Genomic DNA, 23,650 nt, shown 5'->3' with positions numbered 1-23,650 from the left:
CACACCAGGGCCCGCGGGCGCCGGACCGCGCCGCGCGCCGCGGCCCACGGCCCACGGCCCCAAAGCGCCGCAGCTCAACCGGGGCATGTACCTTGCGTCAAGGCGGCGACCACACACCTTCCCGGGAGACCGCGATGAGAGCACTACGATGGCACGGCAAGCACGATATCCGCTGCGATACCGTTCCGGATCCCCAAATCGAACACCCGCGCGACGCCATCGTCAAAGTATCGTGCTGCGCGATCTGCGGCTCGGACCTGCACTTGTTCGATGGCTTCATGCCGGGCATGAAGCACGGCGACATCATGGGCCATGAGTTCATGGGCGAAGTCATGGAGGTCGGCCCGGAGAACAAGGCGTTGAAGCCGGGCGACCGCGTGGTCGTGCCCTTCACCATCATCTGCGGCGAATGCGACCAGTGCAAGCGCGGCAATTTCTCGGTCTGCGAACGCAGCAACCGCAACAAGGACATGGCCGACAAGCTCTTCGGCCACACCACCGCCGGCTTGTTCGGCTACACCCACCTGACGGGCGGCTATCCCGGCGGCCAGGCCGAATTCGTCCGCGTGCCCTACGCCGACAAGACCCACATCAAGATTCCCGAAGGCCTGAGCGACGAACAGGTGCTCTTCCTGGGCGACATCTTCCCCACCGGCTGGCAGGCGGCGGCGCAGTGCGATATCGAGCCCACCGACACGGTCGCCATCTGGGGCGCGGGGCCGGTCGGGCAGATGGCGATACGCAGCGCGGTACTTCTGGGCGCCAGGCAGGTCATCGCCATCGACCGCGTGCCGGAACGCCTGGACATGGCGCGCGCGGGCGGCGCCATCCCCATCAACTTCGACGAGGAAAGCGTACTGGACCGGCTGCGCGACCTGACCCAGGGCAAGGGCCCCGAAAAGTGCATCGACGCGGTCGGCATGGAGTCGCATGCCACACGCTCCATCGATTCCCTGTACGACCGCGCCAAACAGGCGGTCATGCTGGAAAGCGACCGTCCGCATGTGCTGCGCGAGATGATCTACGTGTGCCGTCCCGGCGGCGTGCTGTCCATCCCCGGCGTCTATGGCGGGCTTATCGACAAGATCCCGTTCGGCGCGTCCATGAACAAGGGATTGACGTGGCGCATGGGCCAGACGCACGTCAATCGCTGGACGGACGACCTGCTCAAGCGCATCGCCGAGGGCCAGATCGACCCGTCCTTCGTCATCACCCATCGGGTCAGCCTGGAAGACGGGCCGGAGATGTACAAGACCTTCCGCGACAAGAAGGACGGTTGCATCAAGGTCGTCCTGAAGCCTTGATCGCGCGGGCCGCGCGGGGCCGGTTTGCCCCGCAGCGGAGGCGATAGCACAATACGGGTCGATCCCTGCTATCCCCTCCGACCTTGCCCGCGCCACCCATGAACGGCCCCACCGGCATCTTCGATCGCCATCGACCGCGCCTGCATGCCATCGCCTACCGCATGCTGGGCAGCGTCGCCGACGCCGAGGACGTGGTGCAGGACGCCTGGCTGCGCTGGAACGACGCCGACCACGAAGCGCTGGATAACGCGGAAGCCTGGCTGGTGACCGTGGTCACGCGGCTGTCTATCGACCGCCTGCGCGCACTGAAGGCCCAACGCGAGAACTACGTGGGCATCTGGCTGCCGGAGCCGGTGCTGACGGCATCCCCGCCCACGCCCGAGGAAATCCACGAAACCGCCGACGACGTGTCGGTGGCCTTCCTGTTCATGCTGGAACGCCTGTCGCCCGAATCGCGCGCGGCCTTCCTGCTGCGCGAGGTGTTCGATGCCGAGTACGACGACATGGCGCGCATCCTGGGCAAGAGCGAGGCGACCTGCCGCCAGATCGTCAGCCGCGCCAAGCGGCAGCTGCGCCAGCAAGCCCCCCGCCACGCGGTTTCCCGCGACACCCACCACCGCCTGATGCAAGGCTTCGCCGACGCCATGCGCCGCGGCGACCTGCACGGCCTGCATGCGCTGCTGAGCGAGGACGCCGAGTTGATCGGCGACGGCGGCGGCAAGGTTCCCAGTTTTTCCAGCCTGGTCGGCGGTCGCCGCCTGGCGCAGCTGTTCTATGCGGGCGCGCGCCGCCATGGCCCGGACCTGCGCGTGCAACTGGCACCGGTCAACGGCCAATGGGCGCTCTTGCGCTTCATCGCGGGACAGCTGGAATCCGTGCAGGCCTACGAGACGGACGGCGAACGCATCGTCCGGGTGCTGGTCCAGCGCAATCCCGACAAACTGGCCCGCATCGCCGCTGCCTGCCAGGCGCCCCGCGGGTGAGCCGCGGCCGGTGTCACAAAACCGCCGGCTCCATCGTCTTAGGGGCATGGACAAGACGACACACGCCATTTCGACCGGCACCGCGTCCGCGCGCGGCGGGATGCCGGCCGCCGCCACGACGGCTTCTCCCACGCGCGCCACGGATGCGGCAAGCGCACCCCGCCCCGCCGCGAGCACGGGGGTGGATAGCCTGGCATCCAGCTTCGCCACCCGCTACGCCGGCGTGGTGGCCTTCATCGCGGTCGCGGCGGAGGGCAGCTTCGCCCGGGCCGCGGAGCGCCTGGGCATAGGGCGCTCCGCCGTCAGCCGCAGCGTGCAGAAGCTGGAGGATCATCTGGGCGTGCGCCTGTTCGTGCGGACCACGCGCAGCACCTCGCTGACGCGGGAAGGCGAACGCTTCTACGACAACTGCCGTCCGGGCGTGGAGCGATTCGCGCAGGCCCTGGACGACCTGCGCGCGCTGCGCGACGGACCGCCGTCCGGCCATTTGCGTGTCCGCGCCAACGTGGGCTTCGGCCGCAAGGTCGTCGCGCCGCTGCTGGGCGGCTTTCGCGCGGCCTATCCCGATATCTCGGTGGACCTGGTGCTGGACGACCGGCCTGGCGATTTCGGCAGCGACCGGGTCGATGTGTCGTTCCGCAACGGCCGCATGGAAGACAGCCAGGTCATCGCCAGGCGGCTGATCCCCATGCGCATGCTGCTGTGCGCCGCGCCCGCCTACGCGGCGGCCCACGGATTGCCCCGCGGCATCGAAGACCTGGCCCGCCACCAATGCGTGAACCTGCGCCTGGCGTCGGGACGCGTGCACGAGTGGGAGTTCAGGATCGATGGCGAGGTGCGCAAATTCCTGCCCGCGCCGCCGGGCGCCATGCTGTCCTTCAATGACGCCGAGCTGGTCCTGCAAGCCGTGCTCGATGGCCACGGCATCGCCCAGTTGGCGGAGTACCTGGTCCGCGAGCCCCTGCGCACCGGCGCCCTGGTGGCATGCCTGCCACGGTACGCGACGGACGATCGCGGCCATTACATCTGCTACCAGAGCCGCGAGCACCTGCCCTCGCGCATACGTGTCTTCATCGATTACATGACCGCGCGCATCCGCGCCCTGGATACCCCCACGGCCCTGGCCCCATCGGGCGGCGCGGGGCGGGAGCAAGGGGCCGCCCCGCCGCGCCACCGGGCCGGGCGCGGCCCCGACGGTCCGCCGCGCCCGCATTCCGGCGCGAGGCCCGGCCTGGCGGCCTAGCACGCTAGCTCAGGTTCGCCTTGTCCAGGCCGAACATCTTGTCGAACAGGCCCGGCGTGGTGCGGAAGGCCACGTTCAGCCGGTTCCAGCCATTGATCACCATGACGGCGAAGCTGAGCTCGGTGATTTCCTTTTCGGAGAACTGCGCCCGCACGGACTCGTAGACCGCGTCGGGAACGCCGTCTTCCGGCAGGCGCGTCAGGACCTCCGTCCAGGCCAGGGCCGCCCGTTCACGCGGCGAGAACAGCGTGGACTCGCGCCAGATGGCGACATGATGCAGGCGCAGCTCCCGTTCGCCGTGGATCTTGGCCTGCTTCACATGCATGTCCAGGCAGAACCCGCAACCATTCATTTGCGAGGCCCGGATTTCGACCAGGCCCAGGATGGTCTTGTCGATGGCGCCGGACTTCAGCAGCAGCGCGCCGGTTTCGGCGTACTTCTTGAACAGCTCCGGCGCGTATTCCGCTGCGTTGAGACGTTGCGTCATGGTGATTTCCTCGATGGATGAAAGCCGCCCGCCACGCGGCAGCCCGGCGGGGCGCCGCGTGATGGGGCGTTGCGGACGATCCGGCAACAGGGAAATCGTAGGCGCGGAGCCAGGGACGCGGTAGCCACGCGAGAGGGACCAGCGTGTTGCCCGCGCGGCATCAATCGCGCGGCGCCGCATCCGGCCGCGCGGGCCGCACGCAGGCCAGCGCGGCGATTGCAAGCAGGACGGCCGGCACGCTGTAGATCCAGATGGCCGGTACGTGGGGCAACACCACCCCCGCCAGCAAGGGCCCGGTACCGGCGCCGATATCGCGCCACACCGAGCGGGCGGCCAGCGCCTGGACGCGGCCCGGCCCCGGCGTGCGCATCGCGACGATGGGCGGCAGCAGGGGCAACTGCAAGGCGCGCAACACCACGATGGCCGCCGCGCAGCTCCATATCCAGCCCGCGCCGAATCCCGCCAGGACCGCGGCGGTCGACAGCGACAAGGCCACCAGCAGGCGTTCGGCGCCGAAGCGGTCTGCCAGGCGGCCGCCGACGGGACTGAGCACGATTTCTCCCAGGTAGCGCAGCGCCAGGACCGCGCCGGCCACGATGACGGAACCGGCCGGCATCAGGTCCTTGCCCATGTAGGAAAGCCCGATGATGAACAGGCCATCCAGGGTGAAGCCTTCCAGGAAAGACCAGACATCCAGGCTGCCCGGCAGGCGCAGCCGGCGGGGCGACGCGGGCGCGGGATGCGGCCGGCTGGGCAGGCCGCGCGCCACGGCGATCCCGGCCAGGGCGGCCACGGCCAGCACCAGGAAGATAAGCCGCGGCCCGAATTGGTCCGCCAGCCACGCGCCGGTCGGCAAGGCCAGCACGGGTCCCATGGCGATGACGGCGCGCGACCGCCCATTGCGGCGCGCCGCCGACCGCGGATCCGCGGTCGCCATGGCCTGGGTCGACAGGTTCAGCGCCGCGAAGGCGAGTCCCCACAATAGCCGCAGGGGGACCAGGGCCCAGAAGCCGGACAACGTCGCATAGCCCAGCGCGCTGGCGGCGGCCGCCGCCGCGGCCAGCATGCAGGTGGGCCGGTCGCCATGCCGGGCGTAGAACCGGGCGACCGCGCCGTAGCCCGCGATGCGCACCAGCCGGTTGGCCGCCAGCAGCACACCGGCTTCCGCCAGCGTGACGCCGAACTGCGACGCGTACATGGGCAAGAGCAGGTACAGCACGGTATCGCCGGGCAGGCTCAGGGCCAGCGTGGCCGCGGCACGGCGCGAGTGCAGATCGGTGGCGGACAGGGAAGCGGCCGCGTCGGCGCGCGCCGCATCGGGCGATGTCATGATGGCGCATCGTGCACGCATGGCCGGCGCGTGACAAACGAAATTCGTGCGCGCCATGGGTGATAAAATCTCACGCATGTCCTCTTCCCTGCCGCCCCTGAATGCCGTCCGCGCGTTTCTGGCGGCGGCGCGCCGCCAGAGCTTCACCCTGGCCGCCCAGGACCTTCACGTCACCCACGGCGCGATCAGCCGCCAGGTAAAAAGCCTGGAGGACTATCTTGGCGTGCCGCTGTTCGAACGCCGGGTGCGGCAGGTGCGGCTGACCGCGGCCGGACAACGGTTCCTGGCCGAAGCGGGCCCCGCGCTGGACCAGATCGCGACGGCGGCCCGCCAGCTCATGGCGCGCGCGCCGGTGCGCGCCGTCCGCATCAATGTGCGGCCGTCGTTCGCCGTGCGCTGGCTCATCCCGCGCCTGTCGGATTTCGTCGCGCGACACCCCGGCATAGACCCGCAGATCGTCACCAGCACGGCTCAACCCGATGCGCCGGGCGCGCCCTACGACATCGCCATCCGGCGCGGGCTGGAGGGCTGGCCCGCTTCGCTGCCAACGCATCCCTTCCTGGAGGACGAAGGCCTGCTGGTCGGCGCGCCGCGCCTGATGCGTGGCGTCGACGAGCCCGAAGCGCTGGCCTCGCTGGCGCTGCTGCTATCCAGGACACGCAAGGCCGACTGGGACGACTGGAAGCAGCACGCCGGCATCCCGCGCCTGCGGCCCAAGCGGCAGATTCTGTTCGACCATTTGCATTTCGTGCTGCAGGCCGCGGTGGACGGGCTCGGTTTCACCATCGCGCCGCGATCGCTGCTGTCGAACGATCTGGACACGGGCCGCCTGGCCTGCGCGCTGCCCGCGCTGCGCCTGCCGCTGACGCGCTATTACTACGGCATGTCGCCATCGGCCAGCCGCGAGACGCAATTATTCAGCCGCTGGCTGGACGCACAGGCACACTGCGCACCGTGACGCGTGGCATGATAGGCGCCTTGCATTCCACTGCGCCACCTTACGCGAACATGTCTAATTTGATCGTCCATGGCGGGATCCCGCTGCGCGGCAAGATCGTGCCGTCCGCCAACAAGAACGCCGTGCTGCCCATTCTGTGCGCCACGCTGCTGACGGACCGCCCGCTGCGCCTGGTGGGCGTGCCGGAAATCACCGACGTCAAGAAAATCCTGGATATCTTCCGCACCCTGGGCAGCGACGTGTCGATGGACTTCGACACCGGCGTCCTGGAGCTCCACCACCGCGCCACCGCCTTCGATCCCGCCGTCCACAAGCTGCCGGAAGAGATGCGCTCCTCCATCATGCTGGTGCCCCCGCTGCTGGCGCGCTTTGGCGTCGCGCGGCTGGAAAACGATGTAAAGGGCTGCACGCTGGGGGTGCGTGAGATCGATCCGCACGTCGAGGTCCTGGAGCGTTTCGGCGCGGCCATCGAGCGCACGCCCGACTCGCTCATCGTGCGCGCGGCGGACCGCATGGCCGGCAATCACCATTGGCTGGACTATGCGTCGGTGACGACCACGGAAAACTTCGTGCTGTGCGCGGTGTCGGCAACCGGCACGTCGACGCTGGTCAATGCCGCCTCGGAACCGCACGTGCAGGAGTTCTGCCGCTTCCTGGCGATGCTGGGCGCGGACATCGACGGCATCGGCACCTCGCGCCTGGCGGTGCAAGGCGGAAAGCCGCTGGGCGGCGGGGAATTCCGCTTCAGCGAAGACTTCCACGAGATCGCCACCTTCCTGGCGCTGGGCGCCATCACCGGTGGCGACATCGCGGTCAAGAACAGCGCGCCGGAACAGTTTCCGCTGATCGACCGCACCTTCGCCAAGTTCGGCGTAGAGGTCCTGCATCGCGACGGCTGGTCGCGTGCGGTCAAGGACGGGCCCTTGCGCGTGCGGCGCCCCTTCACGCAAAACATCCTGACCAAGGTGGAAGCCGCGCCCTGGCCCTATCTGCCGGTGGACCTGCTGCCTATCTTCATCGCGCTGGGCGTGCAGGCCGAAGGCAGCGCGATGTTCTGGAACAAGGTGTATGACGGCGCGATGGGCTGGTCGGTGGAATTGTCCAAGTTCGGCGCCCATGTATTCCTGTCGGATCCGCACCGCCTGATCACATTCGGCGGCCTGGCCCTGAGCCCGGCCCGGGTCGAAAGCCCCTACATCATCCGCGTCGCCATCGCGTTGCTGATGGTGGCGGCCAGCATAAAGGGCCGATCGGAAATCATGAACGCGCTGCCGATCCGCCGCGCGCACCCCAACTTCGTGGAGAACCTGCGGTCGGTGGGCGCGCGCGTCGAATGGACCAGCGGCGAATGACCGCCACGCCGGCCGGCTATCCGGCCGCCGGGGTCAACCCGGGAAGGGCATGTCCCGGGCGGGTTTCGCCGGACTCCCCGGATCAACCCTGGAAGGGCATGTTGTCGGTATCGCCGAACTTCAAGTGCGCCATGCCGCTGTAGTCGTGCTCATTGGAGTTGGCGGCGACGCTGGACTGCCCGGCGCTGCTTTCCTTCTGCGGGGTGAAGGGCTGGTTGTCCATGTCGCCGTTGCCGGTCTGGCCGGCGGCACGGGCGGCATGGTATTCCTGCATGACCTGGTCACGCGTCATGGTGCTGTATTGCTTGCCGTAGACGCCTTGGAACGGCGTGGTCTGCGCCTGGGCGGTGCCGATCGCGGCGGCGGAAAGGATAAGGGCGGAAACGATGGTGGCGGCTTTCATGGCGGATCTCCTCGCTGTTGGGTCGGGACGAGCCCCGCGCGCGCCACATCCGGCGCCACCGAGCCCATCCGTATGGCGAGGATTCTGCGCTGCCGCATCCTCCGGATAAACCCTTGGTCGCGAGAATCAATTTTTCAAAAAAATGGGTAATCGGGCGACATGACAGACAAGGGCTGCCGTCCCGTGCTGATTCGCGCGCGGCCAGGACGGCGGCACGCAGCGGAAGGCGCTCGGCACCGGACCACACGCGGCCCTCCGCGCGCGTGGCGGAGGCGCCTGACCGCCGCGCACAATACTGGATAAACATCCAGTATTATTACCCCATGGAACTGTTGACCAAGCTCGAGATCCTGGCGGACGCGGCCAAATACGACGCCTCTTGCGCCAGTAGCGGCGCACCGAAGCGGGATTCGCGCGGCCGCGAGGGCCTGGGCGCCAGCACGGGCGCCGGCATCTGCCACAGCTTCACGCCGGATGGGCGCTGCGTCTCCCTGCTGAAGATCCTGCTGACGAATTTCTGCCAGTACGACTGCCAGTATTGCGTGAACCGGCGTTCCAGCAATGTCCCGCGCGCGCGTTTTTCGCCGCGCGAGGTCATCGACCTGACGCTGGACTTCTACCGCCGCAACTACATCGATGGGCTGTTCCTGAGTTCCGGCATCATCCGCAGCGCCGACTACACGATGGAACAGCTGGTCCAGGTGGCGCGCACCCTGCGCGAAGAACACCAATTCCGCGGCTATATCCACCTGAAGACCATTCCCGACGCCGATGCGCGCCTGATCGCGCAGGCGGGCCAGTATGCGGATCGTCTCAGCGTCAACATCGAATTGCCCACGGACGGCGCCCTTCGGCGGCTGGCGCCGGAAAAGAACGCGCACACCATCAAGCGCGCCATGGGGTCCATCCGCCTGGCCCAGGAAGAAGCGCGGGAAGAGGCGCGCGGCGCCAGGCGGCCGCCGCGCCATGCGCCCGCGGGCCAGAGCACCCAGATGATCGTCGGCGCCGACGACGCCGATGACCGCACCATCCTGCGAACCGCGCAAACGCTTTATGGCTCGTACAAGCTGAAGCGCGTGTATTACTCGGCCTTCAGCCCCATCCCCGACAGTCCGTCCGGCCTGCCCGCCGCCGCGCCACCCTTGCTGCGCGAACACCGCCTGTACCAGGCGGATTTTCTTCTGCGCGGCTACGGTTTCCAGGCCGACGAATTGTTCGCGGCGGCCGGCGACCTGCCGCTGGATATCGATCCCAAGCTGGCCTGGGCGCTATCGCATCGCGAGTCGTTTCCCGTGGACTTGAACCGGGCGCCGCAGGACCTGATCGCGCGGGTGCCCGGCATCGGGATGCGGAATGCCAAGCGCCTGGCGGAGCTGCGCCGCCTGCGCGCCATCCGCTACCAGGACCTGATCCGCCTGCGCTGCGCCATGGACAAGATCAAACCCTTTATCGTCGTGCAGGACTACCGGCCCGGTCTCGCCGAACCGCCGTCCGAACAGCTGCGCCAATCGCTGTCACGCGCGCCGCGGCAATTGGCCTTGCTATGAATGGCACGGACCATCCGACACTGGTGGTCAGCAAGGGCTACGACGGCTGGCGCGAACAGGCCTTGCGCGCGCTGGCCGCCGGCTGGCCGCCGGAGACACTGACCTGGGCGGAACACGCCACCGCGCAGGACGCCACGGCGGAACAAATGGCGCTGGACTATATGCCAAGCTCCGCGCCCGGCGGGGGCCCCGCCGCGACGAAGCTCGCGGAACCGGGGCCCGATAAGTCCCGGCCAGGCGCGGATGACCCGGTGCGCCCCCGTGCCGACGCCAGCGGCGACGCGTCGGTGCGCATCTCGCGGACCCTGGCCGCCTTGCTTCAGGACGCGGCGCTGTATCGTTCGCCGCAGCGCTGGGCCTTCCTGTACCGCGTGCTGTGGCGCTGGCGGCAGGGCGATCGCAGCGTGGAATCCGCCGCGGACGAAGACGGCGCGCGCCTGCATGCCATGGTGAAGGCGGTACGGCGCGCCAAGCACGACATGATCGCCTATGTGCGCTTTCACCGGCGCCCGGCGGATGCCGTGCCGGAATACATGGCATGGTACGAACCGGAACACGACGTCCTGGCCTATGCGGCGGATCACTTCGCGGCGCGCATGGGGGCGTCCTCGTGGCTGATCGGCACGCCGCGCGGCGCGGCCCTGTGGGACGGCCGCACGCTGCGGCTGTCCGATGCGCCGGCCGATGCGGCATCGATACGCGCCGCCGCCGCGGGCGACCAGGCCGAGCCGCTGTGGCTGGCCTATTACAAAAGCATCTTCAATCCGGCGCGGCTGAATGAAAACGCCCTGCAGCGGCAGATGCCGGTGCGCTTCTGGAAGGGGCTACCCGAAGGCCCGCTCATCCCGGGCATGATCGCCGCCGCGCGCAACGGCGCGCGCCGCGTGGCCCAGGCCGATGCGGTCGGCGCCATGGATGGCCGGCGGATCGCCGTCGATGCCCGGCAGGCGCAACCGCGGCGGACCGCGCCGTCCTCCCTGGACGCATGCCGCCGCTGCGAGCTCTGGCGCCATGCCACCCAGGCCGTTCCCGGGCAGGGCCCGGCGACGGCGCGGGTGATGCTGGTGGGCGAACAACCGGGCGACCAGGAAGACCTGGCGGGCCGCGTCTTCGTGGGGCCCGCGGGCCAGGTCCTGGACGAGGCCCTCGTCCGCGCCGGCGTGCCGCGCGACGCGGTCTTCCTGACCAATGCCGTCAAGCACTTCAAGTGGCTGCCCCGCGGCAAGCGGCGGCTGCACAAGACCCCGGCGCAGCAGGAAGTCGAGGCCTGCGCGCATTGGCTGGACGAGGAACTCGCCCGCGTGCGGCCCGCGGTCATCGTCACATTGGGCGCCACGGCCCTGGGCGCCATCCTGCGGCACAAGGCCAGCATGAAAGACTATCTGGATACGCCCGTGCGCTTGGGGGATGCCTGGCTGGTGGCCACCTGGCACCCCTCGTATGCGCTGCGCGTGAACGACGCGGCGGCGCGCGGGAAAATCGTCGAAGGCATCGCCGCCGCCATCGAACGCGGCTGGCAACTGGCCGCCGCCACGCCCGGGCAACCGCCGTCTCATTGATCAGCACGAAGCGCCACCCGGGGCAAGGCCGTTCCGCCGCGCCCGCGCCACCGGGCGCCCGGCACGGCCGTTGCGGCCCGCGATCCAGCGCACACCCGCGCGCCAACACGGATCGCACCGCGAGGAAACATCATGAGCGACAGCACGGCAAAGCAGCGCAACATGGTCGAACGCCAGTTGCGCGCGCGCGGCATCCGGGACGAACGCGTCCTGGCGGCGATGGAAAAGGTGCCGCGCCACGCCTTCGTTCCGCCCCCGCTGGTCGAGTTCGCCTATGACGACGCCCCATTGCCGCTGCAGTCGGGGCAGACCATCTCGCAGCCCTACATCGTGGCCATGATGGCGCAAGCCGCCCGGCTGCAACGCTCCGACCGCGTCCTGGATATCGGCACCGGCTCCGGCTATGCGGCCGCCGTGCTCGCCGAGCTGGCGGACCGGATCGACAGCGTGGAACGCCTGCCCGAGCTGGCGGAGCAGGCCCGGGCGACCCTGGGTTCGCTCGGCTACGAACGCATTTGCGTCCATATCGGCGACGGAACGCTGGGCTGGCCCGATGCCGCGCCCTTCGACGCCATCCTGGCGGCCGCCGCGGGCCCGGACGTGCCGGAGGCCTGGCGCCAGCAGCTCGCGATAGGCGGGCGCATCGTGATGCCGGTCGGCCGCAGCCGCGCGGGACAGCGGCTGGTCCGCGTCACGCGCGTGGGGCGCGACGAGTTCGACGAGGAAGACCTGGGCGGCGTGGCCTTCGTCCCGCTGGTGGGCGAGCAAGGGTGGCCCGACCCTTCGGCGGGCGACGAGACGGCGGCGCGCAAGAACGATACGCCGGCACATCCGGACGACGATACGGACGGCCCCGCGCCGCCCGCCGCCGCTGCCGCATCGGCCGGTTCCCCGCCGTCGCGCGCAGGCCGGAAACGCCGCCCCGCGGCGTCGGGCGGCGACATCCCGCCGGACGCCCTGTCCGATGCCATATGGGAAGCGGCCGAAGCCCTGCCCGACATCGACGACGCCTTGTTCGCGCCCTTGTTCGACCGCTTCGCCGACAAGCGGGTGGTGCTGCTGGGCGAGGCCAGCCATGGCACCACGGATTTCTATCGCGCCCGCGCGGCCATCACGCGCAGGCTGGTCGAAGCCCATGGCTTCGACATCGTGGCGGTAGAGGCCGACTGGCCCGACGCGGCGGCGATCGACCGCCACGTCCGCCATCGTCCCCATGCCCCGCGCGAGGAAGCGCCCTTCCGCCGCTTCCCCACCTGGATGTGGCGCAATACCGATGTCGACGCCTTCGTCGAATGGCTGCATGCCTACAACGGCGTGCTGGAGCCCGGCGAGCGCGCCGGCTTCTACGGCCTGGACCTGTACAGCATGTCCGCATCGATCGCGGCGGTGTTGTCCTATCTGGACCGCACGGATCCCGAAGCGGCCAGCGTGGCCCGGGAACGCTATGGTTGCCTGATGCCGTGGCAAAAGGATCCGCGCGTCTATGCGCGTGCCGTGGCCAGCCAGGGATTTCGCCGCTGCGAAGAGGCCGTGCTCGGCCAGTTGCGCGATTTGCTGGACAAGCGGCTGGATTACGCCCTGCGGGATGGCGACAACTTTCTGGACGCCGCGCAGAATGCCCGCCTGGTCGCCTCGGCCGAACGCTATTACCGCACGCTTTACCAGGGGCCCGCGCAAAGCTGGAACCTGCGCGACACGCATATGTTCGAAACCCTGGCCCATCTGCTGGAGGCGCGAGGCCCCGCTTCGCGGGCCGTCGTGTGGGCGCACAACTCCCATATCGGCGATGCGTCGGCCACGGAGATGGGCCGCGTGCGCGACGAGATCAACATCGGCCAGCTGTGCCGCGAACGATACGGCAGCGAGGCCGCGCTGGTCGGCTTCGGCACCTACGCCGGCACGGTCGCCGCCGCGGAGGACTGGGACGGCCCCATGCGCCTGATGCGCGTGCGGCCGGCGCGGCCCGACAGCTACGAACACATCATGCACCGCACGGGCCAGCCGTGCTTCCTGCTCGACCTGCGTCCCGGCGTGCACGATACGCTGCGCGCGCTGCTGGAGGAACCGCGGCTGCAACGCTATATCGGCGTGACCTACCGTCCGGACACCGAGCTCTACAGCCACTATGCGGAGGCCTCGCTGTCCCGGCAATACGACGCGTACGTGTGGTTCGACGAGACCGCCGCCGTCACGCCGCTGCCCACGCAGCCGCGCGCCGGCATGCCGGAAACCTATCCTTTCGCGGTGTAGCGGGGGACGCCCCTAGGGCCTGTTAACGCTAGAAGGCCCTAGGCCTGCGCCAGCACCTGCTGCTGGGACGCCTTCAGTCGCTCCGACAGGAAATCCAGCAGCACGCGCACCGCCGGCGTCATTCCATGGCGCGAGGGATAGATGCAGTGCAGGATGCCGCTGGGCGAACGCCACTGCGGCAGCACCGGCACCAGCCGGCCGTCGCGGCGTTCCGCGTGGGTGGCCGTGGTCGGCAGCAAGGCGATGCCGCGGCCGCGCAGCGCGGCTTCCACCAGCACGGTGAAGTCGTTGCACACCAGCGCCGGCTTGATCGGGACTTCCAGCCGTTGCCCATGCTCGTCCAGCAGGGTCCATTGCGAGGGCTCGCCCGGCGCGGCGAAATGCAGCGCTACGTGCTCCGCCAGTTCTTGCGGCGTGGCGGGCTGGCCCCACCGCTGCAGATAGCCGGGACTGGCGACCAGGGCCACCGCCGTCTGGCCCAGGTGCCGGACGACGAAGTCCGCATCCGTGTTCAGTTGCTCGCGCACCCGGATGGCCACGTCCACGCCCTCGGCGATCAGGTCGACGCGGCGATTGGTGACCATCAGCTCCACCGTGATGTCCGGCCAGGCATCCAGGAATTCGGGCAATACCGGCGCCACCATCCACTGCGCGATGGCGACGGGACAACTGACGCGCACCGGCCCCGACGGCGCGGCTTTCAGGTGCTGCATGGCCTCGTGCGCGGCGCGGGCGGCAGCGGAGACCTCGCGGCAATACTGCAGGTAGCGTTCGCCGGCCGTGCTCAGCCGCAAACGGCGCGTGCTGCGCTGTAGCAGGCGCACCCCCAAGGACGATTCCAGTTCGGCGATCCGCCGGGAAAGCCGCGATTTGGGGATGTTCAGGGCACGGGCGGCGGCGCTGAAACCGCCGTGTTCCACCACCTGGGAGAAGTAATAGAGATCGTTCAGGTCCTGCATGGCGGCCCTATTGTTCTATGGATGGAACGAGCCGTTCATCTTAACCCCCTTTTTGGGTCGAATCATCCTGCGTAAAGTTTGCCCATCGCAGGACACCACCCCATTCCATTCAGGAGATCCGCCATGAACATGCTCGTCATCCATTCCTCCATCCTGGGCAGCAACTCCAAGTCGCGCCTGGTCGCCGATCAGCTGGTCAGCCGCCTGGCGGAGGCCGATCCCGGCATGACGATCCGCACCCGCGACCTGGGCGAAAACCCGCTGCCCTATGTGGATGCCGGCCACATCGGCGCCTTGTTTACGCCGGCCGAGCAGCGTAACGACGAGCAGGCCCGGGCCGTGGCCCTGTCGGACGAGCTGGTCGCCGAGATCGCCCAGGCCGACCGCGTCGTGATCGCCGCCCCGATCTACAACTTCAACGTGCCGGCCCAGTTGAAGACCTATATCGACTACATCGCCCGCGCCGGCGTGACCTTCAAGTACGGCGCCGACGGCAAGCCGCAAGGGCTGTTGACGGGCAAGAAGGTGTACGTCGTGACCGCGCGCGGCGGCAAGGCGGTGGGCACCGAGTTCGACCAGGCCACCTCGTATCTGCGCGTCGTCCTGGGCTTCCTGGGCATGACCGACATCGCCTTCATCCACGCCGAAGGCCTGAACATGGGCGCCGATGCGGCGGCGGCCGGCCTGGAGAGCGCGCGCAACCAGATCGACCAGCACGTCGGCGAACTGGCCATGGCCTGAGCGCGGGCGGGACGCGGGGCCGGGCGGGCATCGTCGGATAAGATGTCGGTCCGCCAGCCATACAGGGAAAGAAGCATGCTTTCGACGATCCAGCCGGGCCCCGTGTTCAAGGACAACCTGCGGCAATTGCCGCCCGTCGACGGCATCGAACGCATCGATCTCATCGATGCCGCGGGCACGGTCGTGGCCAGCATCGAGAACCAGCCGGGCAAGCAAGGCTCGCTGGCGGTCTACAACTACCTGTCGCGCGCCTTCGGCGCCCTGGACGCCAAGGCCGCCCGGCACGGGCTGGAGGTTTTCGGCGAGCACACGCCCGATGCCCGTGCGCGGCCGGGGGCGCATCCCAACGTGGACCGCCTGTTCGCCATCGTCGACGGAGCCGACGCCTTGCGCATCGACGTCAAGGCCGCCGGCCGCTGAGCCCCTTTTCCCCGGCACAGCGATTGCGGCCTGTCCGTGCAAGGGGCGGTATCCACCCGCCCGGCACAGACAGGAGTCCGCAATGCTTCCTCAACCAGACCCCAACCGGCAGGCGCCGCGGCCTTCCAGGAAGACCGACCTTTCCGACCCGCGGCCGGACATGGACCATCCCCCCGCCGCGCAAGCCCAGGACCAGCCGGCCTTCGACCGCGCCACCGCGGCTGCCGAGGATGACGCGCGCGACGGCGCGCCCAACGCCAGGCAGAACCCCACGCCGCCGGAAACCGGCCGCCACAACAAACGCGGCACGCTGCGCCGTTCCGGCGACGACGAAACGGGCTGATCGGGGATCGGCCCATCCGCGCACAGCCATCCGCGGCAGGACGCCGTATCGAAACACGGCGCCTTCCGCGCCTTGCTACCCCAGCAACAGGAGGAAACCATGGCACCTCAACAAGGCGGCAATCCCATGGCGCCGCATATCGTGGACAAGCTCAAGGAAGACCGGCACCAGATACCGCGCGACGCGCCGCCCCGCGACGAATACAACCCCAGCGACGGGCACACCGGCTCGCGCGATGAAGGCGATGAAGAAGACCAGAAGCCCATCGACACCAAGGACGAGCTGTAGCGGCTGAAGCGCGGGCCGGCATGGCCCGCGCGGGCCTGCCCTGGCGCCGCATTACGATCCCAGGCAGACGGCGCCCGCCGCGACGACCGCGCAGGTCAGCCACCGGCGCGCGCTGACCGCCTCGCCCAGGAAGACCCGCCCCAGCAGCACCGCGAACACCACGCTGGTTTCGCGCAGCGCGGACACCGCGCCCATGGCGCCCCACTGCATGGCCCATATCACGATGCCGTAAGCCGCGATGGACACCAGCCCGCCGGCCAGCGAGGAAGCGACCGCCATGGGCGCGCCGCGTACCGGCAGCCACAGCGCGGCGGCGCCGCGCATCGCCACGAACAGCACCGGCATCAGCCAATAGAAAAGGAACATCCAGGCCGTGTACGACCACGCCTGCCCGCCTGACACGCGCACGCCGATGCCATCGATGACCGTGTAGAGCGCGATCGTGGCCCCCGTCGCGAGCGCGGCCAGCGCGACGTGCACCGAGGCATGCCGCGACGCCGCGTTGCTTGCATCGGCGCCGCGGCGCGGGCCGGCCGGGCCCGCCATCGCGAGCGCGACGATGCCGCCCGATATCATCGCGATGCCAAGCAGATGTAGGGGCCCGATGCTTTCCCGCGCGAAGACCGCCGCGCCCAGGGTAACGAGCAAGGGCGACGATCCGCGCGCGATGGGATAAGCCTGCGTCAAATCCCCGCTGCGATACGCATACACCAGGCTGATGTTGTAAAGAATGTGCGTCAGGCCGGAGGCGGCCAGGTACGGCCAGGCCGCCGGCGCCGGCAAGGGCGCGTACACGGCCACGACGGTGGCCACCGCCGCGATGGCGACGCTCATCCAGGTCATGGACAGGAAGCGGTCGCGGTTGCCGTGCAACAGCGCGTTCCAGCTGGCATGGAGCAGGGCCGCGAACAGGACGGCGGCGCCGGTATAGCTGAACATAGTCGGTCCGAAGGTCGGCAGGCATCGGGGAAGCAAAGCGAGGCACGCCAGCCAGTTGCGCCATCTTCGCGACAGGATATCCAGCGGGCGCGGCGGGGGACAACCGATATAAATTGCCCACGCAGGTCAGTTTTTCTAGCGCGAAACCCCGCGCCGCCACGCCGGCATCCTCCCTGCCTGTTGCCAGGCGTGCGCGGCACAGGCGGGCCGAATCGGTGTACAACTGGGCCGCCGCGCCACGAAGGGCCGCGGTGCCGGCCCAGGCCGGCAAGGCGCCCCCGTCACCCGATCTTCTGGAAACACCCGATGGACATCAACCTTCCCGACGTACTCGCGGAAATCCAGGCGCAGTTTGCGCGCTACGAGCAGGCATTGACGCACAACGATGTGGCGGTGCTAGACGAGCTGTTCTGGGACAGCCCGCACACCCTGCGCTACGGCGCCACGGAAAACCTGTATGGCTACGAGGCAATCCGCGCCTTCCGCGCGGCCCGCCCCGGCCAGGGCCTGGAGCGCGAAGTCCTGCGCACGGCCATCACGACCTACGGCCGCGATTTCGCCACCGCGAACATCGAGTTCCGCCGCGCCGGCTCGCCCCGCATCGGGCGCCAGAGCCAGACCTGGATGCGCACGCCGGCCGGCTGGCGCGTGGTGGCGGCACATGTCAGCCTGATGGCCTGAGGCGACCGCGCCCGGCATCGCGGTGGCGGCGCATGGCATGCCCCGGGACGCAGCCCCGGCGGTCACAGAACACTTCGGCGGGCCCGGTCAGGTCCAGCTGCGTCAGCCGCGGATACAGCACCAGGCCTATGGATAGTGCGGGCGCGTCCATTTCTTTTCCCCAAGCAGGTATGACCGCCCGAGTGTATCCGGGCGGCCGGTGCGCGAGCGTGTCGCGCCCGGCTTCCGGCGAACGAGGCGGATCCCTTAAGCTAACGGCCTTTCAACCCCAGGGTACCGCGACATGACGCAAGACTCCCCCGCCGCCGTCGTCCAGAAGCAGCTGGATGCCTACAACGCCAAGGACCTGGATGCGCTGCTGCAGGCCTATGCGCCGGACGCCGAGCAATATGCGCTGCACGGCCCCCTGCTGGCCAAGGGCCACGAGGCCATGCGCGCGCGGTTTGCCGCGCGATTGGCCGAACCGGACCTGCATGCGCGCCTGCTGGCCCGCACCGTCATGGACAACATCGTCACGGACCTGGAGGTGGTCACGCGCAACTTCCCGGAGGGCGTGGGGACCATGGAAATGCTATGCGTGTACGAGGTGGTGGACGGGCGCATCCAGCGCGCGTCCTTTGCCCTCGGCAAGCCGCGCCTGTCCTAGACGTAGCACGGTCCTTCGATCAGGGGATGGGCGGCGATGAAGGCCGGATCGATGCGCAGGCCTATGCCCACCCCTTCCAGCGCCCGCACGCAGCCGTCGGCATCCAGGACATAGGGCGGCTGGTCCGTCATGTCGTCCCGGAAAGGGTTGTACGGCGTCAGGTCGGCCTCGAAATAGCCGGGGTTGTCGATGCCGCACAGGAAGCCGATGGACGTCGCCATGTTGATGGCGGTGGCGGACGTATGCGGATGGATGGCGATGCGCCGCGCGCCCGCGATGGCCGCGATCTTCAGGCACTCCGTGATGCCGCCGGCCTTGGACAGGTCCGGCTGCGCGAACCCTATCGCTTCCGACGCCAGCAGCGGATCGAATTCGTAGCGGGTGTAGTGGTTTTCCCCCGCCGCCAGCGGGGTGCGGCCCAGCCCGGCGGCGCGGCGGTACAGGGCCAGGTCGTCGGCGGGAAAAGGTTCTTCCAGCCAACCCACGCGCAGCTCGTCGTAGGCCGGCATGACGCGCCTGACGTCGTCCAGCGTGTAGCTGGTGTTGGCGTCCACCAGGATATCGATATCGTCGCCCAGCGCCTGGCGCACGGCCGCGACCCGGGCGATATCGCGGCCCACCGTGTCGCCGACGCGCAGCTTCACGGCCCGGTAGCCCTGCTCCACATAGCGACGGGCCTCTTCGGCCAGGGACTCGGGGGCCTGCCATCCCAGCGATATGCCGCCGGCGTAGGCCTTGACGGGCCGGTTCCTGCCGCCCAGCAGGGCATACAGCGGCAAGCCGGCCGCCTGGCAGCGCAGGTCCCATAGGGCCAGGTCCAGGCCGCTGAGCGCCAGCGCGGCGGCGGTGCCCATGCCATGGCTGCCGATCTGCATCTTGTACACGCGCGCCCACACGCCGGAAACGTCCATGGCATCCATGCCCAGGACCAGTTCGCGCATCGTGGTATCGATCAGCCTGGCGATGGCGCCGGGGCAGCGGCCATGGTGCGCCTCGCCCCAACCCACCCGGCCGTCGTCGGTGTCGACGCGCACCAGCACGGCGTCGCGCTTGACGCTGCGGCCTATGCCCAGGGTGACGGATTTGTCGGGGGGCACGGGAACGGAAACGGGATAGGCACGGATCTGCGTAATCTTCATGGCGGTCTGCGTGTGGCGATTATTCGTATACCTGCGGGTTGACGGGGTTGGCGTAGCGTTCGCCACGCAGCAGGCGCAGCACCTCGTCCACAGTGCCGCGGCTCATGCGGCGCATGCTCGATCGGGTGATGCCCGCCACATGGGGCGTCAACAGCAGCCTGGGCAGCGCGCGCGGATAGAGATCCGCAGGTATCGGCTGCACGTCGTGCACGTCCAGCGCGGCGCCGCCCAGGCGGCCGGCCTGCAAGGCCTGCATCAAGGCCGCGGTGTCCACCACGGCGCCGCGCGACACGTTGATCAGCAAGGCGTCGGGCTTCATCGCGGCCAGCGTCGCGGCGTCGACCATGCCGCGCGTTTCCGGCGTCAGCGGGCAGGCCAGGACGACCACGTCGGCGCGGCCGAAGAGCGTGGGCTTGTCCACCGCGCCGACGCCGTCCGGCAGTGTTTCCGGCCGGCGGGTCAGGCCGCATACCTTCATGCCCAGGGCCAGCGCCACGCGCGCCAGCGCGCCGCCTATCGTGCCCACGCCCACGATGCCCAAGGTGCGCTCATTCAGCTCCAGCGTGCCGTCGGCGGCCGCGCGCCGTCCCGCCCAGTCGGCAACCGGATCCCGCAGCGCGAGCGCCTGCATGTCGCGCGACAGGTGGAACATGGCGTTGATGCAATACTCGACCACGGACGCCGTGTTCGAGCCGGGCATGTTGGCGACCGGAATCTTCAGCGCATCGGCACGCTGCATGGGAATCAGGTCCACGCCCACGCCATGGCGGACCACGCCCTTCAGGCGCTTCGCATGGTCGAAGATGTCGTCCGGCAAGCGGGAGCGCACGACCAGGACGTCGGCCTCGGCCACCAGCGCGCGCAGGGTATCCGGCCGGCTGTCGGGCGCCACGATGACGCGCGCATGCCGGGACAGGCGGGCATATTCATCGGCGTGGATGGGGTCGGTCAGCAGGACGATGGCGGTGCCGCCCCGCGGCGGGGTTCCGTCGCGTGTCGGCGCATCGTCGCGCGGGCCTGGCGTATCGGCGGCCATGCCTTTATATCTCCACGATAGGGTTGCTGAGTTCTCCCAGGCCGCTGATGCGCAGGGTGGCGCGCTGGCCATGCCGCAGCCAGGCCGGAGGAACGTGGTTCACGGCCACGCCCGCCGGCGTGCCGGTGGCGATGATGTCGCCCACGTCCAGCGGCATGCGGGCCGACGCATGCGCCACCAGCTCGTCGATGCGGAACAGCATCTGCGATGTATTGGAGGCTTGCAGCGCGACGCCGTCGACATCCAGTTCCACGGCCAGATCGTGCGGGTCCGCGATGTCGTCGGCGGAAACGATCCACGGCCCCAGCGGCCCGGAAGTCGCCTGGTTCTTGCCGCGCACGAAACCGCAATCCTCGCGCACCATATTCGTATAGCTCACGTCGTTGAAGATGGCATAGCCGCAGACATGGGCCGTGGCATCATCGCGATGGACGCGCAATGCCGGCTTGCCGATGACGGCCGCCAGTTCGGCCTCGTAGGTCACCTGGTTGCCGGGGATGAGCCGGATGGGCGCATCGGGACCGACGACCGTCGCGCGCGACTTGACGAAAAGCACGGGCTCCTCCGGCAGCGGCCGGTTGCCGGCCGCCAGCGCATCCAGGTAATTGAACGCCGCGCCGACGATCTTGCCGGGGCTGGGCAAGGGCGCCAGCAGGCGCACCCCCGACAAGGGCAACAGGCAGGATGCCGCGGGCGGCGACGCTTTCAGCGCCCGGGAAAGCGCCACCAGGCCGGCCTCGATCCACGCCTGCATCGAGGCCGCCAGCGGCTGCAGCGGGGCGGGGCGGGCCGGGTGCGCGCCGTCGATGACGTGCTCCGGCTGGCCGGCCGGCGGCCACAGCGCGCCGGCGCGGACCTGGCCCTGGTGTTCGAAGGTAACGAAACGCATGGCTATCGAGCTCCGCCGCGGTCAATCGGCGGAAGCGCCGGAGGACTGGACCAGGTCTTTCCACAGCACGACTTCGCGATCCAGGAAAGTCTTGAATTCCTGCGGCGTGCTGCCCACCGCCTCCGACCCCTGGTTTTCGATGGCCTGCCGCATTTCCGGGCTGCGGGTGACGGTGACGATGTGCCGGGAAAGCGCGTCCACCACCGCGGGCGGCGTCTTGGCCGGGACGAACACCGCGTTCCAGGTCGATATGTCGAAACCCGGCAGCGTCTTGGCGATGGGCGGCACGTCGGGTATCTGGGGGGCCGGCTTGCTGGTGGTAATACCCAGGGCCTTCACCTTGCCGCTGCGTATGAACGTCAGCGCGTCGATCAGCGGCGCGAACATGATCTGGATGTTCCCGCCGATGACGTCCGACATGGCCGGCGCAGCGCCCTTGTAGGGCACATGGGTCATTTCCACCTTGGCGAGCTTGGCGAACATGACGCCGCCCAGGTGCTGGGAGGTGCCCGGACCGCCGGAACCGTAGTTCAACTGGCCCGGCCGTTCCTTGGCCAGCTTGATCAGGTCCGACACGTCGTTGGCCGGCAGGTTGTTGTTGGCCACCAGCACCAGCGGCGTATTGGCGATCTGCGAGACCGGAATGAAATCCTTCAGGATGTCGAAGGGCAGCTTCTTGAACAGCGCGATATTGGCGATGGACGTGCTGGTGCCCATGAACAGCGTGTAGCCGTCCGGGGCGGACCGGGCCACATAGTCGCCCGCGATATTGCCGCTGGCGCCCGGCTTGTTCTCCACGACCACGGGCTGCCCCAGCGCCTTGCCCAGGTCGCGCGCCAATATGCGCGCGACGATATCCGTGCTGCCTCCGGCGGCGAACGGGACCACGATGTTGATATTGTGCTCGGGCCAGGCGGCCCTGGCGGCCGCCGGGCAGATCGCCAGTGCCGCCAGCAGCGCCGCGGCCATGCCCTGTTTGAACGTGCGCATGTCTTCCTCCTTGTTTTGTTATCTCGTGGCGGCGGATCGCCTATGACAGGACGGCGACCCGTTTCCGCTCGATCAGGTCGAAGTCGATATCCGCGCCCAGGCCGGGGCCGGTGGGCGCGTACACATAACCGTCGGCATCGGCCTGGATGTCCGTCGCCAGGCCGTACTTCTGCGCGCCGTCCGGCAGCAATACCTCGAAGAACTCGGTGTTCTTCAAGGCCATGATCACATGCAGGCCCGCCACATTGTTCAGCGAATTCCCGCCGTGATGCACTTCGTAGTTCATGCGGAAGGATTCCGCCAGGTGCGCCGTCTTCATCATGGTCGTGATGCCGCCTTTCAGGGCGACGTCGCCGCGCAGGAAATCCGTGGCCTGCTGCAGCACCCACGGCGCGTAGGAGTCCAGGCCCGCCGCCGGGAATTCCGTTGCCATGATGGGGATGTGCAGCTGCTGCTTCAGCTTCACATAGTTGTACACATCGGCGTCGTGCAGGGGGTCTTCGTACCAGTAGTAATTCAGCTCCTGCAGCGCGCGGCCCACGCGCACGGCCTCCGGATACTGATAGCTCCAGGCCGCGTCCAGCATGACCAGGTAGTCGTCTCCCACCGCCTCGCGCACGGCCTTGCATACCTTGATGTCCTGCTGCCAGGGATGGGGCGGATGGATTTTGTAGGCCGCCCAGTTCAGCGACTTGTAGTGCAGGGCTTCCTCCGCATAGGCCTGCGGGCTGTCCAGGATCATGGAGCTGGCATAGGCCTTGACGCGATCGCGGTAGGAGCCGAGCAGGCGGTGGATGGGCATGCCCGCCGCCTTTCCGCAGATGTCCCACAGGGCCACGTCGCAGGCGCCTATGGTGCGCACGGTGGTGGTGCGCGAACGGCGCCACAGGGCCTGGTTCAGGCGCTCCCGGTCCAGCGGATCCTCGCCCATCAGGATGGGTTTCAGGTACTTGATCAGGTTGGGGCCGTCCAGGTCCCCGCCGTAGTAGGCGGATCCCAGGAAGGCATGGCCCGTGATGCCTTCGTCGGTCTCGATCTTGAGCAGGCCGATCTTGCTGGACCCGGCGAACTTGCCCGTATGCGCGGCATAGCTGGTGGGCGGGATGTCGTCCCAGGCGAACAGGGTGAGCGTGACGTCGACGATCTTCATTGCGCGTTCCGTT

The 23,650-nt window shown here is 68.8% G+C and carries 24 protein-coding genes; 14 read left to right on the top strand and 10 right to left on the bottom strand.

Annotated features, from left to right (window positions below):
- Window positions 1–134: 134 nt before the first annotated feature.
- From BAU06_RS04020 to BAU06_RS04010, 3 genes are all read left to right on the top strand, one after another.
- Window positions 135–1,304, top strand: a complete 1,170-nt coding sequence (locus BAU06_RS04020; protein WP_066344584.1) for a zinc-dependent alcohol dehydrogenase — start codon at window positions 135–137, stop codon at window positions 1,302–1,304.
- 98 nt (window positions 1,305–1,402) lie between these two features.
- The gene (locus BAU06_RS04015; protein ID WP_066344578.1) at window positions 1,403–2,287 is read left to right on the top strand and encodes an RNA polymerase sigma-70 factor; all 885 of its coding nucleotides are present in this window, start codon (window positions 1,403–1,405) and stop codon (window positions 2,285–2,287) included.
- A gap of 100 nt (window positions 2,288–2,387) precedes the next feature.
- On the top strand, window positions 2,388–3,530 hold the full coding sequence (locus BAU06_RS04010) for a LysR family transcriptional regulator (RefSeq protein WP_082988507.1): 1,143 nt from the start codon (window positions 2,388–2,390) through the stop codon (window positions 3,528–3,530).
- A gap of 4 nt (window positions 3,531–3,534) precedes the next feature.
- Here the strand turns inward: BAU06_RS04010 and BAU06_RS04005 are convergent, their stop codons facing one another.
- The gene (locus tag BAU06_RS04005; RefSeq protein WP_066344572.1) at window positions 3,535–4,017 is read right to left on the bottom strand and encodes a carboxymuconolactone decarboxylase family protein; all 483 of its coding nucleotides are present in this window, start codon (window positions 4,015–4,017) and stop codon (window positions 3,535–3,537) included.
- Between the two features lie 160 nt (window positions 4,018–4,177).
- A complete protein-coding gene (locus tag BAU06_RS04000; protein WP_066357934.1) occupies window positions 4,178–5,347 on the bottom strand; it encodes an MFS transporter in 1,170 nt (389 codons plus the stop codon).
- Between the two features lie 76 nt (window positions 5,348–5,423).
- On the opposite strand from BAU06_RS04000, the gene BAU06_RS03995 reads away from it, so the two are divergent.
- Complete coding sequence (locus tag BAU06_RS03995) at window positions 5,424–6,305, top strand: LysR substrate-binding domain-containing protein (protein WP_066344570.1); 882 nt, start codon at window positions 5,424–5,426, stop codon at window positions 6,303–6,305.
- Between the two features lie 50 nt (window positions 6,306–6,355).
- Window positions 6,356–7,657 (top strand): UDP-N-acetylglucosamine 1-carboxyvinyltransferase, encoded by a 1,302-nt coding sequence (locus BAU06_RS03990; protein WP_066344569.1) that lies wholly within the window; start codon window positions 6,356–6,358, stop codon window positions 7,655–7,657.
- 82 nt (window positions 7,658–7,739) lie between these two features.
- On the opposite strand, the gene BAU06_RS03985 is transcribed toward BAU06_RS03990, so the two are convergent.
- Window positions 7,740–8,060, bottom strand: coding sequence for a DUF4148 domain-containing protein (locus tag BAU06_RS03985; RefSeq protein WP_066344564.1), 321 nt, complete (start codon window positions 8,058–8,060; stop codon window positions 7,740–7,742).
- Window positions 8,061–8,383: 323 nt separating this feature from the next.
- Here BAU06_RS03985 and BAU06_RS03980 point away from each other — a divergent pair, with 323 nt between their 5' ends.
- The 3 genes from BAU06_RS03980 (at window position 8,384) to BAU06_RS03970 (ending at window position 13,416) form a co-directional block, all read left to right on the top strand.
- Window positions 8,384–9,607, top strand: coding sequence for a putative DNA modification/repair radical SAM protein (locus tag BAU06_RS03980; RefSeq protein ID WP_066344563.1), 1,224 nt, complete (start codon window positions 8,384–8,386; stop codon window positions 9,605–9,607).
- Window positions 9,604–11,166 (top strand): UdgX family uracil-DNA binding protein, encoded by a 1,563-nt coding sequence (locus tag BAU06_RS03975; protein WP_066344561.1) that lies wholly within the window; start codon window positions 9,604–9,606, stop codon window positions 11,164–11,166. Before BAU06_RS03980 ends, BAU06_RS03975 begins: the two co-directional genes overlap by 4 nt.
- A gap of 132 nt (window positions 11,167–11,298) precedes the next feature.
- Window positions 11,299–13,416 (top strand): protein-L-isoaspartate(D-aspartate) O-methyltransferase, encoded by a 2,118-nt coding sequence (locus BAU06_RS03970; RefSeq protein WP_066344559.1) that lies wholly within the window; start codon window positions 11,299–11,301, stop codon window positions 13,414–13,416.
- Window positions 13,417–13,454: 38 nt separating this feature from the next.
- Here BAU06_RS03970 and BAU06_RS03965 read toward each other — a convergent pair whose 3' ends face one another.
- A complete protein-coding gene (locus BAU06_RS03965) occupies window positions 13,455–14,375 on the bottom strand; it encodes a LysR family transcriptional regulator (protein WP_066344554.1) in 921 nt (306 codons plus the stop codon).
- Between the two features lie 123 nt (window positions 14,376–14,498).
- Between BAU06_RS03965 and BAU06_RS03960 the strand changes: the two genes are divergently transcribed.
- The 4 genes from BAU06_RS03960 (at window position 14,499) to BAU06_RS26470 (ending at window position 16,167) form a co-directional block, all read left to right on the top strand.
- Window positions 14,499–15,116, top strand: a complete 618-nt coding sequence (locus BAU06_RS03960) for an FMN-dependent NADH-azoreductase (protein WP_066344553.1) — start codon at window positions 14,499–14,501, stop codon at window positions 15,114–15,116.
- A 75-nt stretch (window positions 15,117–15,191) separates the two neighbouring features.
- Entirely contained in the window at window positions 15,192–15,536 is a 345-nt protein-coding gene (locus tag BAU06_RS03955) for a DUF2322 family protein (protein WP_066344552.1), read from the top strand.
- Window positions 15,537–15,618: 82 nt separating this feature from the next.
- Window positions 15,619–15,879 (top strand): hypothetical protein, encoded by a 261-nt coding sequence (locus BAU06_RS03950; protein ID WP_156770140.1) that lies wholly within the window; start codon window positions 15,619–15,621, stop codon window positions 15,877–15,879.
- Window positions 15,880–15,978: 99 nt separating this feature from the next.
- On the top strand, window positions 15,979–16,167 hold the full coding sequence (locus BAU06_RS26470) for a hypothetical protein (protein WP_156770139.1): 189 nt from the start codon (window positions 15,979–15,981) through the stop codon (window positions 16,165–16,167).
- Between the two features lie 51 nt (window positions 16,168–16,218).
- Here BAU06_RS26470 and BAU06_RS03945 read toward each other — a convergent pair whose 3' ends face one another.
- Window positions 16,219–17,106, bottom strand: a complete 888-nt coding sequence (locus BAU06_RS03945; protein WP_066344550.1) for an EamA family transporter — start codon at window positions 17,104–17,106, stop codon at window positions 16,219–16,221.
- A gap of 306 nt (window positions 17,107–17,412) precedes the next feature.
- Here BAU06_RS03945 and hpxZ point away from each other — a divergent pair, with 306 nt between their 5' ends.
- Both hpxZ and BAU06_RS03935 read left to right on the top strand, forming a co-directional pair.
- On the top strand, window positions 17,413–17,787 hold the full coding sequence (gene hpxZ / locus BAU06_RS03940; RefSeq protein WP_066344548.1) for an oxalurate catabolism protein HpxZ: 375 nt from the start codon (window positions 17,413–17,415) through the stop codon (window positions 17,785–17,787).
- Between the two features lie 283 nt (window positions 17,788–18,070).
- Window positions 18,071–18,433 (top strand): nuclear transport factor 2 family protein, encoded by a 363-nt coding sequence (locus BAU06_RS03935; protein ID WP_066344546.1) that lies wholly within the window; start codon window positions 18,071–18,073, stop codon window positions 18,431–18,433.
- Here BAU06_RS03935 and BAU06_RS03930 read toward each other — a convergent pair.
- The 5 genes from BAU06_RS03930 to BAU06_RS03910 are packed head-to-tail and all read right to left on the bottom strand — an operon-like array spanning window position 18,430 to window position 23,637.
- A complete protein-coding gene (locus tag BAU06_RS03930) occupies window positions 18,430–19,572 on the bottom strand; it encodes a mandelate racemase/muconate lactonizing enzyme family protein (RefSeq protein ID WP_066344542.1) in 1,143 nt (380 codons plus the stop codon). The two genes, BAU06_RS03935 and BAU06_RS03930, sit on opposite strands and share 4 nt — an antisense overlap.
- Before the next feature lie 19 nt (window positions 19,573–19,591).
- Complete coding sequence (locus tag BAU06_RS03925; protein ID WP_082993512.1) at window positions 19,592–20,608, bottom strand: NAD(P)-dependent oxidoreductase; 1,017 nt, start codon at window positions 20,606–20,608, stop codon at window positions 19,592–19,594.
- A 4-nt stretch (window positions 20,609–20,612) separates the two neighbouring features.
- Window positions 20,613–21,497, bottom strand: coding sequence for a fumarylacetoacetate hydrolase family protein (locus BAU06_RS03920; RefSeq protein WP_066344539.1), 885 nt, complete (start codon window positions 21,495–21,497; stop codon window positions 20,613–20,615).
- Between the two features lie 21 nt (window positions 21,498–21,518).
- On the bottom strand, window positions 21,519–22,487 hold the full coding sequence (locus tag BAU06_RS03915; RefSeq protein ID WP_066344535.1) for a tripartite tricarboxylate transporter substrate binding protein: 969 nt from the start codon (window positions 22,485–22,487) through the stop codon (window positions 21,519–21,521).
- 40 nt (window positions 22,488–22,527) lie between these two features.
- Window positions 22,528–23,637, bottom strand: a complete 1,110-nt coding sequence (locus BAU06_RS03910; protein ID WP_066344531.1) for an enolase C-terminal domain-like protein — start codon at window positions 23,635–23,637, stop codon at window positions 22,528–22,530.
- Window positions 23,638–23,650: the final 13 nt, after the last annotated feature.

Origin of the sequence: Bordetella bronchialis (assembly GCF_001676705.1) — a bacterium.
In the GTDB taxonomy this organism is placed as follows: Bacteria; Pseudomonadota; Gammaproteobacteria; order Burkholderiales; family Burkholderiaceae_B; genus Bordetella_C; species Bordetella_C bronchialis.
The sequence above is the reverse complement of the archived record's forward strand: the minus strand, read 5'-3'. Positions and strand labels throughout refer to the sequence as shown.

Bases quoted from the DNA above. Each gene is read 5' to 3' on its own strand.
- BAU06_RS04020 (WP_066344584.1), top strand. From the start codon at position 135: ATGAGAGCACTACGATGGCACGGCAAGCACGATATCCGCTGCGATACC.
- BAU06_RS04015 (WP_066344578.1), top strand. From the start codon at position 1,403: ATGAACGGCCCCACCGGCATCTTCGATCGCCATCGACCGCGCCTGCAT.
- BAU06_RS04010 (WP_082988507.1), top strand. From the start codon at position 2,388: ATGCCGGCCGCCGCCACGACGGCTTCTCCCACGCGCGCCACGGATGCG.
- BAU06_RS04005 (WP_066344572.1), bottom strand. From the start codon at position 4,017: ATGACGCAACGTCTCAACGCAGCGGAATACGCGCCGGAGCTGTTCAAG.
- BAU06_RS04000 (WP_066357934.1), bottom strand. From the start codon at position 5,347: ATGACATCGCCCGATGCGGCGCGCGCCGACGCGGCCGCTTCCCTGTCC.
- BAU06_RS03995 (WP_066344570.1), top strand. From the start codon at position 5,424: ATGTCCTCTTCCCTGCCGCCCCTGAATGCCGTCCGCGCGTTTCTGGCG.
- BAU06_RS03990 (WP_066344569.1), top strand. From the start codon at position 6,356: ATGTCTAATTTGATCGTCCATGGCGGGATCCCGCTGCGCGGCAAGATC.
- BAU06_RS03985 (WP_066344564.1), bottom strand. From the start codon at position 8,060: ATGAAAGCCGCCACCATCGTTTCCGCCCTTATCCTTTCCGCCGCCGCG.
- BAU06_RS03980 (WP_066344563.1), top strand. From the start codon at position 8,384: ATGGAACTGTTGACCAAGCTCGAGATCCTGGCGGACGCGGCCAAATAC.
- BAU06_RS03975 (WP_066344561.1), top strand. From the start codon at position 9,604: ATGAATGGCACGGACCATCCGACACTGGTGGTCAGCAAGGGCTACGAC.
- BAU06_RS03970 (WP_066344559.1), top strand. From the start codon at position 11,299: ATGAGCGACAGCACGGCAAAGCAGCGCAACATGGTCGAACGCCAGTTG.
- BAU06_RS03965 (WP_066344554.1), bottom strand. From the start codon at position 14,375: ATGCAGGACCTGAACGATCTCTATTACTTCTCCCAGGTGGTGGAACAC.
- BAU06_RS03960 (WP_066344553.1), top strand. From the start codon at position 14,499: ATGAACATGCTCGTCATCCATTCCTCCATCCTGGGCAGCAACTCCAAG.
- BAU06_RS03955 (WP_066344552.1), top strand. From the start codon at position 15,192: ATGCTTTCGACGATCCAGCCGGGCCCCGTGTTCAAGGACAACCTGCGG.
- BAU06_RS03950 (WP_156770140.1), top strand. From the start codon at position 15,619: ATGCTTCCTCAACCAGACCCCAACCGGCAGGCGCCGCGGCCTTCCAGG.
- BAU06_RS26470 (WP_156770139.1), top strand. From the start codon at position 15,979: ATGGCACCTCAACAAGGCGGCAATCCCATGGCGCCGCATATCGTGGAC.
- BAU06_RS03945 (WP_066344550.1), bottom strand. From the start codon at position 17,106: ATGTTCAGCTATACCGGCGCCGCCGTCCTGTTCGCGGCCCTGCTCCAT.
- hpxZ (WP_066344548.1), top strand. From the start codon at position 17,413: ATGGACATCAACCTTCCCGACGTACTCGCGGAAATCCAGGCGCAGTTT.
- BAU06_RS03935 (WP_066344546.1), top strand. From the start codon at position 18,071: ATGACGCAAGACTCCCCCGCCGCCGTCGTCCAGAAGCAGCTGGATGCC.
- BAU06_RS03930 (WP_066344542.1), bottom strand. From the start codon at position 19,572: ATGAAGATTACGCAGATCCGTGCCTATCCCGTTTCCGTTCCCGTGCCC.
- BAU06_RS03925 (WP_082993512.1), bottom strand. From the start codon at position 20,608: ATGGCCGCCGATACGCCAGGCCCGCGCGACGATGCGCCGACACGCGAC.
- BAU06_RS03920 (WP_066344539.1), bottom strand. From the start codon at position 21,497: ATGCGTTTCGTTACCTTCGAACACCAGGGCCAGGTCCGCGCCGGCGCG.
- BAU06_RS03915 (WP_066344535.1), bottom strand. From the start codon at position 22,487: ATGCGCACGTTCAAACAGGGCATGGCCGCGGCGCTGCTGGCGGCACTG.
- BAU06_RS03910 (WP_066344531.1), bottom strand. From the start codon at position 23,637: ATGAAGATCGTCGACGTCACGCTCACCCTGTTCGCCTGGGACGACATC.